The sequence below is a fragment of the Streptomyces sp. NPDC056883 genome, from assembly GCF_042788835.1.
Taxonomy (GTDB): Bacteria; Actinomycetota; Actinomycetes; order Streptomycetales; family Streptomycetaceae; genus Streptomyces; species Streptomyces stoeckheimensis.
The window spans coordinates 766,613-779,016 of record NZ_JBHUBS010000002.1 but is presented as its reverse complement, the minus strand read 5'-3'; the positions used below and the strand labels follow the sequence as shown (position 1 = coordinate 779,016).

10 protein-coding genes are annotated in these 12,404 nt (G+C 71.0%); 4 read left to right on the top strand and 6 right to left on the bottom strand.

The annotated features are described in order from the left end of the window. Positions 1-452: 452 nt before the first annotated feature. Positions 453-1,904 (top strand): nucleobase:cation symporter-2 family protein, encoded by a 1,452-nt coding sequence (locus ACFRU2_RS08730; RefSeq protein ID WP_382969408.1) that lies wholly within the window; start codon positions 453-455, stop codon positions 1,902-1,904. Positions 1,905-2,024: 120 nt separating this feature from the next. Here ACFRU2_RS08730 and ACFRU2_RS08725 read toward each other — a convergent pair whose 3' ends face one another. Beyond that, complete coding sequence (locus ACFRU2_RS08725; protein ID WP_382969406.1) at positions 2,025-2,675, bottom strand: transcriptional regulator; 651 nt, start codon at positions 2,673-2,675, stop codon at positions 2,025-2,027. Between the two features lie 196 nt (positions 2,676-2,871). Beyond that, positions 2,872-3,618 (bottom strand): CAP domain-containing protein, encoded by a 747-nt coding sequence (locus ACFRU2_RS08720; protein ID WP_382969403.1) that lies wholly within the window; start codon positions 3,616-3,618, stop codon positions 2,872-2,874. A 517-nt stretch (positions 3,619-4,135) separates the two neighbouring features. On the opposite strand from ACFRU2_RS08720, the gene ACFRU2_RS08715 reads away from it, so the two are divergent. Then, positions 4,136-4,333: a hypothetical protein gene (locus ACFRU2_RS08715; protein ID WP_382969400.1), complete on the top strand. Its 198-nt coding sequence runs from the start codon at positions 4,136-4,138 to the stop codon at positions 4,331-4,333. A gap of 39 nt (positions 4,334-4,372) precedes the next feature. On the opposite strand, the gene ACFRU2_RS08710 is transcribed toward ACFRU2_RS08715, so the two are convergent. Genes ACFRU2_RS08710 through ACFRU2_RS08700 form a run of 3 tightly spaced genes read right to left on the bottom strand, consistent with a single transcriptional unit; the run spans position 4,373 to position 7,276 of the window. Beyond that, positions 4,373-5,428: a tartrate dehydrogenase gene (locus ACFRU2_RS08710; RefSeq protein ID WP_382969398.1), complete on the bottom strand. Its 1,056-nt coding sequence runs from the start codon at positions 5,426-5,428 to the stop codon at positions 4,373-4,375. A 57-nt stretch (positions 5,429-5,485) separates the two neighbouring features. Then, a complete protein-coding gene (locus ACFRU2_RS08705; protein ID WP_382969395.1) occupies positions 5,486-6,385 on the bottom strand; it encodes a LysR family transcriptional regulator in 900 nt (299 codons plus the stop codon). A 3-nt stretch (positions 6,386-6,388) separates the two neighbouring features. Further along, entirely contained in the window at positions 6,389-7,276 is an 888-nt protein-coding gene (locus tag ACFRU2_RS08700; protein ID WP_382969392.1) for an MBL fold metallo-hydrolase, read from the bottom strand. Between the two features lie 99 nt (positions 7,277-7,375). Between ACFRU2_RS08700 and ACFRU2_RS08695 the strand changes: the two genes are divergently transcribed. Then, positions 7,376-8,869: a carboxylesterase/lipase family protein gene (locus ACFRU2_RS08695; RefSeq protein ID WP_382969390.1), complete on the top strand. Its 1,494-nt coding sequence runs from the start codon at positions 7,376-7,378 to the stop codon at positions 8,867-8,869. On the opposite strand, the gene ACFRU2_RS08690 is transcribed toward ACFRU2_RS08695, so the two are convergent. Then, positions 8,866-10,929 (bottom strand): SpoIIE family protein phosphatase, encoded by a 2,064-nt coding sequence (locus tag ACFRU2_RS08690; protein ID WP_382969387.1) that lies wholly within the window; start codon positions 10,927-10,929, stop codon positions 8,866-8,868. The genes ACFRU2_RS08695 and ACFRU2_RS08690 overlap by 4 nt on opposite strands. A 223-nt stretch (positions 10,930-11,152) precedes the next feature. Here ACFRU2_RS08690 and ACFRU2_RS08685 point away from each other — a divergent pair, with 223 nt between their 5' ends. Then, positions 11,153-12,367: a 4-hydroxybenzoate 3-monooxygenase gene (locus ACFRU2_RS08685; protein WP_382969385.1), complete on the top strand. Its 1,215-nt coding sequence runs from the start codon at positions 11,153-11,155 to the stop codon at positions 12,365-12,367. Positions 12,368-12,404 lie beyond the last annotated feature (37 nt).

The window sequence follows — 12,404 nt, the reverse complement described above, 5'->3', positions numbered from 1 at the left end:
GCCCCCCCACCACTCGGGCCCTCCCCCCCAACCCCACCTCCCCCCAGACCTCCCCCCTGTTCCCTCGCCCCCCCCCCCCAACCCAACACACCCGACCTCCCCCCCCCCGAAACGTGCGGGGGGGGGAAGGCCGGGTCGTTTGCCGTGCCCACCGCCGCACAACAGGGATGCCTCGCTCCGGTTACTCGCGAGGAAACCCCACCTTTGGCTATGGTGAGCGCCCTCCGGTCGAAACCCCTTCGGATCCAATGATCAAACCGTGATCCGATCCAATGATCGAAGGACGTCCTGCCAACTCAGGACACGTGTACATGCAGAGCGACGTGCTGTCGGCAACACCGCCCGGCGTCGGCTCCGTGCGAGCCGGCCTGCCCTCGCCCTGTCATCCAGGGCTGGAGAGCGGCGGTTTTCTCATTCACCTACCTCGTGAAGGCAAGGCAGAGATGGCAAGAATGCCCCGACAGACCTCCCGGCAGTCCTCCCCACAGCGCTCCTCCCGGCACAAGACACACCCCGTCGACGAGCTGCTCCCGATCCCCAGGCTCGCCCTGTACGGCTTCCAGCACGTGCTCGCGTTCTACGCCGCGGCCGTCATCGTCCCGGTCCTCCTCGGCAACGCCCTCGGACTCACCCGCCAGGAGCTCGTCCACCTCATCAACGCGGACCTCCTGACCTGCGGCGTGGCCTCGATCGTCCAGGCCCTCGGGGTCTGGAAGGTCGGCGCCAGGCTGCCGTTGGTCCAAGGCGTGACCTTCACGGCGGTCTCCCCCATGATCGCCATCGGTACGGGGGCGGGCGGCGGTACCGCAGGGCTGCTCGTCGTCTACGGAGCGGTGATCACGGCGGGCATGGCCACCTTCCTGTTCGCGCCGCTCTTCAGCAAGCTGGTGAAGTACTTCCCGCCGGTCGTCATCGGCACCGTCCTCACCATCATCGGCATCACCCTGATACCCGTGGCCCTCCAGGACGCAGCCGGCGGCGCGCACCTCATCGGAACACCCGACTACGGATCTCCGAAGAACCTGGCGTACGCGCTCGGCACCCTGCTCTTCATCCTGATCCTGGTCCGGGTCGGCCAACCCCTCCTCAGCAGCCTCGCCGTCCTGTTCGGGCTCGTGGCGGGCACGACGGTGGCGTGGATCCTCGGTGACGTCGACTTCGGTGTGGTGGAGCAGGCGGACTGGCTCGGGGTCACCACACCGTTCCACTACGGCATGCCCCGGTTCGAGCTGTTCCCGATCATCGCGATGCTCGTCGTCATGCTGATCACGATGGTGGAGACCACCGGGGACGTCTACGCCATCGGGGAGATCACCCGCAAGAAGGTCGACGCCGACACGGTCGCGCGGGCCCTGCGTGCCGACGGCGCGGCGACGGTGCTGGGCGGCGTCCTCAACTCGTTCCCGTACGTGGCGTTCGCGGAGAACATCGGGCTCGTCCGCATGTCCAGGATCATGAGCCGCTACGTGGTGGTGGCGGCGGGCGTGTTCATGATCGCCCTCGGGCTGCTGCCGAAGGCGGGAAGCCTCGTCGCCTCGATCCCCCACCCGGTACTGGGCGGGGCGGCGGTCTCCATGTTCGGCATCGTCGCCGCGGTGGGCGTCCAGATCCTGGGCAAGGCGGATCTGCGCGAGGAGCGGAACACCCTGATCCTGGCGGTCAGTCTCGGCGCCGCACTGCTGCCGACCACGGTCGCGCCGTTCTTCGACCGCATGCCGGACGGCATCCGGGCCGTACTCGACAGCGGGATCACCCTGGGCGCCCTCACGGCCATCGCCCTGAACCTGGTCTTCAACGTCTTCACCGGCCGCAGCACGATGGACATCGACTGGGACGACGTGGAGGACGGCGCCGTCGCCCGTCCGGGCACCGGAGCACTCCCCCACTACTCACTGCCCGGCTGACCAGCCGACCGTGGCAGCACAGCAAGGCCGGAGCGGATTCCCCGCCGCCCGGCCTTGCCGCGCCGCCACGGCGCGCGAGCGCCGCCGTACTCCGCCTCAGCCGTCCACCCCGAGGTACGGCTAGGCCCTCTCGCCCTCTTCGCCGATCAACTCCCAGAACCGGTCGGGCAGACGGCGCAGGTACGCCGCACGCTCCGCCGCGATCTCCTTGAGCCGGGAGTCGTCGTTGCGGGCCACGAGGTTGCCCATGTACCGCTCGGAGAACTCGGAGAACTCCCCGTGCATCGTTCGCAGCGCATCGCCCACGCTCGTCGCGTCCACGGCGACGATCTCCACCACCGGATCGACGTGCACCTTCCACCGACCCGCGATGGCCGACCGCAGATGGTCCTCCAACTCGCCGTCCCGGCCCACGATCCCGGTCAGCTTGCGCAAGGACAGCCCCAAGGCCTCCACCAGAACCCGCGTCTGCCGCGCATCACCGTGCCACTGCCGTGCCGACTCCGCGGCGCGGTACTCGGACGGCTCCATGCCCAGGCGGTACGCCAGCCCCTCCACGCCGAGCCGGCGGGCCAGCCGGAACTCGACGAGCGTCCTCGGCCCGTTGCCCATGAGGGTGACCGTGTCGCACCACAGCACATCGGCGAGCGCGAAGAGGTGCTGGTCGCAGGGCACGTGGGAGCCCCGCTCCCATCCCAGGACCAGCTCGGGGTCGACCGGGGTACCGCAGGACGCCATGGAGGCGGCCACCTGGGTCACGGTCAGCCCCATGCGGGCTCGCGCGGATCTGGCCTCGACAGGGGAAAACGGAGCGCTGTACACGTACACGACACCTCGCAACACCCCTCGGACACTGCGCGCACGAGGGGAAACGGAATGATGGACGAACACCAAGCGCGGGCACACTAACAGACGTTAAGAAGGTCGAAACCGCCCCATCCCCTTCAATTCAAAGGTCATTTGAGGTTCAGCGGGTGGCGCCGAAGTCCTGCGTCCAGTACTGGCCCGGCTGTGCGAGGCCGATGCCGATTTCCTTGAGGTCGCAGTCGAGGATGTTCCGCTTGTGCCCCGGGCTGTTCATCCAGCCCTCCATGACCTTGGCGGCGGTGGGATAGCCGTACGCGACGTTCTCGGCGTACGTACGCCACTGGTACCCGGCGCGGGTGATCCGCTGGCCCGGGTCGGATCCGTCCGAGCCGGTGTGCGACATGTTGGAGTGGGCGGCCATGTCCTCACTGTGGTCCTGCGCGGCCTTCGCGAGCTTCTCGTTCACGGTCAGTACGGGGCACCCGACCGCGGCGCGCTCCGTGTTGACCAGCGCGAGGACCTCGGCCAGGGCGCCGGAGGGTGCCGCGGAGTCAGAGGGTCCGGGGGTTGCGGCCGGCTCGGGGGGCGTCTCCACCGGCTGCTGCGGCCCGGTCTGCGCGGGAGGCGCGATCTCGACGGGCTGCTCGGTGGGCTGCTCCACGGGCGACTCCACGACCGGCTGCAGCTCGGCGGGGGCATCGGCCTGGACCGGCACCTCCACGGGCTGCTGCGCGGCGGGGTCGCCGTACCAGGGGCGGCTGTCATGCCCGGACGCGACGGGCCGCATCGGGTCGGTCGTCTGCGGGTCGAGGCAGGCCATGGCCGTGGTGGGTACGGCCACGAGGGCGAGCGCCCCGACGGCGATGACTATCTTCCGGTGGTGCGAGTTCTTACGGTGCTTCTTCATGCGGGACCTCACTCGGTGATCGCGAAGCTCCCGGCGCCGGACCGCGAAGGCGCCGGAGGAATCGCCATTCTTAGAAGCCCTCCCGCGGCCTGGCAAGCGGCCGCCACTCGGACGCGCGGGACGTTCGGGACACCGCTTGAAACGGCCGGAAGATCGTGCATTCCCCGGCCGCGGCCACTTCGGAACGCGCCCGACCCACCGCCAGAATCCGTCCCCGTCAGTCCTGTTGGAGCCGGGGAAAAAGGAGTGTCAGATTCCGTTTCCGTAGGAGTACGGCATGTCTACGCCAAACAGGGACATAGGCGGAAATGTGCCGAGGCAATGGATCTCCACAGAGGCCCGCAGGCCGACATGCGGACCGTGACGCATGTCACGGCTCGAAGGGGGAACCGAACGGCGACGGCGTGCCCGTCCGTCCGCCACGCTCGCCGAAGAACGTGCCACCCATTCGGACGCCGGTCGATCAAGCGGCCCACTGCGCGTGCGCGGATCGGGACGGCGTGGTGGGATCGGCCGAGTGAAGGATCCCTTTGGTTGTGACGAGCCGGCCCTCCTGGCGTACTCCGGGACCACCGACCGTGCGGCAGCGCGCCGCTTCGTCGCCTCACGGGCCGCCGATGCGAGCGAGCTGGCGCTGCTGCTGGACATGCTCGGGCTGCTGCCCGAGACCGACCCGCATCCTGTGCGGCACGCACCGAGGCGCAGCCCGCCCTGATGTGTGAGGCAGGGGAGGTGTCCCGCGTCCCGTGTCCCCTCAGAGGTGCTGAAGGACGGCGGCGGTGAATGCGGCGGTGGAGGCGCTGCCGCCGAGGTCGCGGGTGCGTACCGGGGTGGTGGCCAGGACGCGGGCGATGGCACCGGTGATCTCGGCAGCGGCCCGGGGGTGGCCGAGGTGGTCGAGCATCATGGCGGCGGACCAGATCGCGCCGATCGGATTGGCGATGCCCTGCCCGGCGATGTCGGGGGCCGATCCGTGGACCGGCTCGAACATGGACGGGTACTCGCCCTCGGGGTTGAGGTTGGCCGAGGGGGCGATGCCGATGCCGCCGGCCACGGCCGCCGCCAGGTCGCTGAGGATGTCCCCGAAGAGGTTGGACGCGACGACCACGTCGAAGCGTGCGGGGTCGAGCACGAACCTGGCGGCCAGTGCGTCGATGTGCTCCTGGTTCCACTCGACCGTGGGGTGCTCCGCGGCACGCTCGGCCACCAGCTCGTCCCAGAACGGCATGGTGTGCACGATGCCGTTGGACTTCGTCGCCGAGGTCAGGGGGCCGCCGCGCCGTTCGGCGAGGCGGAAGGCGAAGTCGAGGACCCGGGTCACGCCCGCGCGCGTGAACACGGCCTGCTGCACGGCCATTTCATCGGGGAACCCGCGGTTCGTCCGACCGCCGATCTCGCTGTACTCGCCCTCGGTGTTCTCCCGGACGACCACGAAGTCGACCTCGCCGGCCACGGCCGCGCGAACGGGGCTGGGCAGACCGTCGAACACGCGGATGGGGCGGAGGTTGACGTACTGCTTGAAGGCCCGGCGGATCGGGATGAGCAGCCCCCACAGGGAGACGTGGTCCGGCACACCCGGGTAGCCGACGGCGCCGAGCAGGATCGCGTCGTGGCGGCGCAGCTGCTCCAGTCCGTCCTCCGGCATCATCGATCCGTGGCGGAGGTAGCGCTCGCAGGACCAGTCGAACTGCTCGTAGGCGAAGGTGATGCCGTGGCGCTTCCCGACGGCGTCGAGGACCTCGCATGCCGCCGGAAGGACTTCGGCGCCTATGCCGTCGCCGGGGATGAGGGCGATGTCGTGGTTCGTCATGGCTCGCATTCCAGCAAGCGGGCGCCGTCCGGGTCCAACACGTATCCCCGATGTGACTCATAGGCTGCTCCTATGAGCCGGCGGGACGGCGACGTCGAGGAAGGCGCGGGCAGCCGGCGTCGGCTGCGCCTTGCGGCTCAACAGGACGTTGCGCTGGACGCAGGCCGGTTCCAGGTCGAGGACGAGGGCTCCCGCCCGCTCCGCCAGGTCGGTCCAGGATTCCGTCACCACCGCCAGTCCGACGCCACCGAGCACCAACGGCAGGAAGGCCATGCGGTGTTCGGTCTCCACCGCGATGCCTACGTCGATGCCCTGCGCCTTCAGGTCGTCGACGTAGGCGCGGATCCCGGTCCCCCGCTGTCCGACGATCAGGCGGCGCCCTTCGAGCTGTTCGCGTCGCACGGCCCGGCCGGCCGGGAACGGGCCGTCCGGCGGGGTGACGAGTACGAGCCGGTGATCTCCGACGGGGTGCGGGACGACGTCCGCGCACGGCAGTGGCGACGCGGTGGTGGTGGTCAGCAGTCCGAGTTCGCAGCCTCCCGTACGCACCCTCTCGACCACGTCCTCACGGGTGAGGGCCACGCGCAGGGCGATCGACACCGCCGGAAAGCGGTCGGTGAAGCGCTGGATCATGGTGCTGAGGGGCTCCATCGCGGGTGAGGCCATCGCGGCGATCTCCAGACGGCCGGCGCGAAGCTCCCGGACGGCGCCGACTCCGGCCCTGGCCAGCTCCAGGGCGCGCAGGGCGTCGCGTGCCGGCGCGACCAGCGCGGCGCCGGCCTCGGTGAGGACCACCTTCCGGCCCATCCGGTGGAACAGGCTGCTGCCCACGTCCCGCTCCAGGACGTGGATCGCCTGCGACAGGGACGGCTGGGACACGTAGAGCGCCGCGGCCGCGCGGGTGAAGCCGCCGTGGTCCACGATGGCGAGGAAGTACGTCAGCTGCCGGAAGTCCACGGCTCAGCGCCGGCCGTCGTCCGCGACGAACCGCACGCCCCCGTCGACCCCGTCGCCCGCGCCGCCCGCGCCGCCCGCGCCGCCTGCGCGCCGCAGCAGGCCGGCCGTGGGAGCGGGGAAGTGGGTGCCGATCACGAGCGTTCCCGTGTCGGCGTACCGGTCGACGAACGCCCGCCGGGTGGCGGCGGCCTGCACCGCATCGGCATCAGCGAGGCCGACCACGTCCGGTTCGGTGAACTGCACCGGATGGTGCACGAGGTCACCGGTGATCACGGCGCGTTCGCCGCCGGATTCGATCACGACCGCGACCTGGCCCGGGGTGTGCCCGGGAGCGGCTTCCAGGCGTACGCCGTCACCGACCCGGTGGTCGTTCCCGACGAAGTCGACGAGACCCGCATCGATCAAGGGCTGCATCGTGTCGTGGAGGTCTGCGTCCGCGTCGTCGGCCCGGTGGTCCCATTCCACCCGGGTGACGAGATGGCGTGCACGGGGGAACGTGGGCACCCACTTCCCGTCCACCAGGCGCGTGTTCCATCCGATGTGGTCGAAGTGGAGGTGGGTGCACACCACCGTGTCGATCGACTCCGGAGGGTAGCCGAGGTCGGCGAGGTCTTCGAGCCATGCCGAGTCCAGCATGCGCAGGAACGGCACCGACGGCCGGGCGTTGCCCACGCAGGTGTCCACGAGCATCCGGCGCGCCCCGGTGTCCACGACCAGCCCGTGGACCGAGAGCACGAAGGTGCCGTCGGCCCTGCCGAAGTCGGGGGCGGGCCACGGGTACCTCGCCAAGAGCGCGCTGTCGTCCGTCCGCAGGACCTCCGGGAGCGATACGGCGATTTCCGCCTCCAGCACCTTGTGGATCACCGTCGTACCGATGCGCCACGCCGTCATACGAGCCTCCCCTTGACGAAGAATAGAAGAATATTGACGTTCGCAAGAAATGCGCAATACCGTGAGTCCACGATCCCCCGCACCGGAAGGACGCCCTGGATGGGTTTCACTCAGGACCGCACCGCGCCCGTCGTGCACACGCGATCGGGCCCGGTCCGCGGCGTCGCGGAAGGCGGCCTGGCCGTGTTCAAGGGCGTGCCGTACGCGGCGCCGCCCGTCGGGCCCCTTCGGTGGCGCCCCGCTCAGCCGCACCGGGGGTGGAGCGGCACCCTCGACGCGACGGCGTACGGGCCGAGTGCGCCGCAGATCGTCCGTGAGGTCGACCCGATGCTCGGCGGCCACGGCTTCGCGCCCTTCGACGAGGACTGTCTGACACTCAACGTGTGGACACCCGGCATCGACGACGCCCGCCGCCCCGTCCTGGTCTGGATCCACGGCGGCGCCTTCATCTCCGGGTCCGGGGCGATGCCGAACTACTCGGGCGAGACGTTCGCGCGGGACGGCGACCTGGTGGTGGTGAACCTCAACTACCGGCTCGGACCGCTCGGCCTGCTGCACTTCGCCTCGACGGACGGCGCGGACGCCGCGGACGGCGAGGAGGGCGGCAACGTCTGGCTCACCGACCAACTCGCCGCGCTGCGTTGGGTGCAGGACAACATCGCCGCCTTCGGCGGAGATCCCGGCAACGTCACCGTCGCCGGTCAGTCCGCCGGCGCGCTGTCCACGACGGCGCTCGCGGGCCACGCCGGCGGCGGCCGCCTCTTCCGCCGGGCCATCCTCCAGAGCGTCCTGCTCGCCATGCCCCTCGCCACACCCGCCGAGGCCCTGGCCCGCACCGCCGCCTATCGGGAGATCGTCGGCGCGAAGGACGCGGACGAACTGCGGGCGCTGCCGTGGCCGCGACTGGTCGAAGCCACCGCCGGACTCCTCGCGGCCACCGCGGAATGGGGGCACTGGACGGCGCCGTTCATGCCGGTCCTCGACGGCGTGACGGCGGCGCGGCAACCGGTCGAGAACCTGCTCGACGGTCCCGGTGCGGCCATCGACGTGCTCATCGGCTGGACCGCGGAAGAGACCGCTTTCGTCTTCGGCCTGGGCGAGGCGTACGCGTCGGCGACCAGGGAACAGGTGCTCCGGCGGGCACGGGACGGCTTCGGCGACGGCGCGGCCGAGGCCTACGCAGCGTACGAGGCCGCCCGCCCGGGTGGCCGGCCGGTCGATGTTCTCATCGACCTGACCACCGACGAGCTGTTCAGGAAGCCCACCCTGGCGTTCGCGGAGGCGCGGGCCGTACGAGGCCGCCCGGTCTGGACGTACGAGTTCGCTTTCCCCACCCCCGCACACGACGGCCGGCTGGGTGCCCCGCACTGCCTGGACCTGCCGTTCGTCTTCGACAATTTCGACGCGTGGTCGCACGCGCCGTTCCTGGCGGGGATGGACGTCCGGACCAGGGACGACCTCGCCCGGAGCGTGCACCGGGCCTGGATCTCCTTCGTGCGCACCGGCGACCCCAACCACCCGGCCGTGCCGCGCTGGGAGCGGTACGACCTGCACTCGCGCGCCACGATGCGCTTCGGGGCCGCAGGGACCTAGGGGGTGGGCCCGGCCCCGCCTATGGGCTGCTCCGTCCAGATCGTCTTCCCGGTACCGGTGAACCGGCAGCCCCACCGGTCGGTGAGCTGGGCCACCAGGAACAGGCCGCGCCCGCCCTCGTCCGACTCCCGTGCGCGGCGCAGGCGCGGCTGCGTGCTGCTGGGGTCGGACACCTCACAGACGAGCACTCTGTCGCGGATGAGGCGGAGCCCGACCGGTCCCCCGGCGTAGCGGATCGCGTTCGTGACCAGCTCGCTCGCGACGAGCTCCGTCACGAAGCCCAGTTCGTCCAACTGCCAGCTCGACAATTGGCCGACCACCAGCTCACGGGCTTGCGCGACGAGGGACAGGTCGGCTTCGAGCTCCCACTCGGCGACCTGATCGGACGAGAGGACATGGGGGCGGGCGAGCAGCAGGGCGACGTCGTCGGAGGGCTCACGCGGCAGCACGCTGTCGAAAATGCCCTGGCCGATCTCGCCCAGGGTCCGGCTCGAGTCCGCACCGGCGAGCGCGCTCCGCAGCCTCTCCATCCCCTCCCCGATGTCGCCGCCGCGGCTCTCGACGAGTCCGTCCGTGAAGAACGCGAGCGTGCTTCCGGGCCGTACGTCGAACTCCGTCACCTCGAAGGGCATCCCGCCGACCCCCAGGGGCGGTCCCGGCACCGTGTCGACGAAGACCGGCTCCTCACCGGGCGCCAGCAGGGCCGGCGGTGGATGTCCCGCCGTGGCGGCGGCGCATTTCCTCGTCACCGGGTCGTAGACGGCGTACAGGCAGGTCGCGCCGAGCACCGCCGTCTCGGAGCGGGAATCGCCGGCCGGCTCCTCGCTGGACAGACCGAGCACCAGGTCGTCCACGTGCGTGAGGAGCTCGCCCGGGTCCAGATCGAGGTCGGCGAGGGTCTGCACCGCGGTCCGCAGGCGTGCCATGGCCGTGGTGGCATCGAGGCCGTGGCCGACGACGTCCCCGACGACGAACGCGACGCGCAACGACGGCAGGGGGATCACGTCGAACCAGTCCCCGCCGACGCCCAGACCGCCGCCCGCGGGCTGGTAGACGCCCACGGTTTCCGCGGCGGTGGAGTCCAGGGCCGAGCGCGGCAGCAGGCTTCGCTGGAGGGCCAGTACCGACTGGTGTTCCTTGGTGTAGCGCCGCGCGTTGTCCACACCGAGGGCGGCCCGGGAGACGACGTCGTGCAGCAGGGCGGCGTCCTCCTCGCCGAAGGCGGAGGGCAGCTGACTGCGCCAGACGGTGACGCAGCCGAGGATCAGACCCCGCGCGTAGAGCGGCACCGCCACGGAGGAGTGAGCCCCGCTCGGGACGAACAGCGGCAGGCTCTGCGGATCCACGCCGAGCTTCTCGTACAGGACGGCGACGTCCGGGACCACCACGGGCAGCCCCTTCATGAGGGGACGCATCAACGCGCTGTCCGCCACCGGGGGAAGTGCCTCTCCCACCGCCAGGAGGTCCTCGGCGGATATCTCCGGGCTCTGTGCGGCGGCGATCCGGCGCAGGCGGACGTCACCGCTGGTGTCGAGGTGCGGGGGCTCGTCGCCCACCAGTACCTGTTCGGCGATGTCGACGGTCGCCAGGTCCGCGAAGTCGGGGACGAGAAGGTTCACGAGGGTCTCGGCCATCTCGGACACGTCCAGGGAGGTGCCGATGCCCGCGGCGGTGGCGTGGGACAGCCCTTTCCGGCGTCGCCCCGCATCGCGCTCGGCCGCCTCCGCCTCGGTTTCCGACGGGGTGACCAGGACCAGCCACTGTGCCTCGGCGCCGGAACCGCCCGGGGTGCGGGCTGCGAGCCGTACGACGGTACAGACCAGGGTGACCGCGTGATGCGCATCGCCGCCGCCCTCGCCGCCGCCATCACCCGGAATGGTGATCAGGCGCCCGCCCGGTCGCCCCTCGGTTCCGGCGCGCGGGAGCACTCCCAGCAAGGGCGTACACGTCCGGCCGGGCGCGCATTCCAGCAGCGTCGCGGCCCACTGCGATCGCGCGAGGACCACGCCTGCGTCGTCCAGTACGACCGCCGCCGTTTGGCTGACAGGGCTGACGGGCACCGAGGCCCGCCTCGGGCCGCGACGCTCCGGTTCACGCATGTCGCCTCCACGCACCGTGACCTTCAGTATCGACCCCGAGGCCTGACCCGGCGACCCGGCGGCACGGGCCGCAGGTCGGCCCGCCGCACCGCCCGCAGCCCAGCGGTCGGATCTTCACCCGACTGCGCCATGTGGGTGATTTATGATCTTCCTCCGCTTTTTCCGTGCTTATGATTCCCGCGCCATGACAGAAAGTCAGAATTGTCGACGCTTAAGCGCCTCGGCCGATGTGGTCGTGCTCGGTGCCGGCCCCGCCGGCCTGGTGCTCGCCAACCTCCTGCTCGCCGCCGGGATCGACTGTGTCGTTCTCGAACGCGCCGACCGCTCACACGTCCAGACCCGGGCCCGGGCCGGTTTCCTCGCGCCGAACACCGTACGGATCCTTGACCGCCACGGCCTCTCCGACGGGCTGCACCGGCACGGACGCACCCACGGTACGTGCGAGTTCCGCACCGGGGAGGGCCGCTTCCGCCTCGACTACGGCTCCCTGGGCCGGGGCGAGGTGCACACCGTCTACCCGCAGCAGAACCTGGTCACGGACCTGCTGACGCACTACCTCGACGCCGGCGGCAGGATCCACTTCGAGACCGAGGCGCTCTCGGTCCACGATGCCGACGGCGCCCGGCCGTACGTCACCACCCGGGAGCCGGACGGCCGGCCCGCCCGATGGGACGCCCGGTACGTCGCCGGCTGCGACGGCCGCCACGGGGCGTCCCGCCGCTCGTTGCCGCCCGACGCGGTCCGCCACCACCACGACCACGGAGTGAGCTGGCTCGGCCTGCTCGCCGAAGCTCCGCCCAGCCTCGACGCCGTCGGCTATGCCGTCCACGACCGTGGCTTCGCCGGCCACATGGCCCGCAGCCCGCAGGTCACGCGGTACTACCTCCAGTGCCGGCGCGGCGCCCCCGCCGATGCCTGGTCCGAGGAACGGATCTGGGACGAACTCGACCTGCGGATGCGCGCGGCGGAGCACGGACCGCTGCGCAGGGGGCCGATCATCGAACGCGGCGTCGTCGACCTCGCGTGCGACGTGGTCGAGCCCTTGCGCCACGGCTCGCTCCTGCTCGCCGGCGACGCCGCGAGCCTGACCGCGCCGGCCGCCGCGAAGGGCGCGAACCTCGCCGTACTGGAGGCGGAGATCCTGGCCGGAGCCCTCGCCGAGACCCTCGCCGGAGGGGACGGCGCGGCCCTGGACCGCTACTCGGCGCAATGCCTGGCGCACATCTGGCGCGCCCAGGAGTTCACCCAGTGGATGACCGGGCTGCTGCACGCGATCCCGGCCCCGGCCCCATCAGGCGGATCGTTCTTCCAAGCGTCCCTGCGGCGCGCCCGCCTCGACTCCTTGCGCACCTCCCGCGCCCACCAGGACTGGTTCGCCGAGAACTACGTCGGCATGTGACCACCGATCGTCCCCGTACCGCCCCCTCTTCCCACTC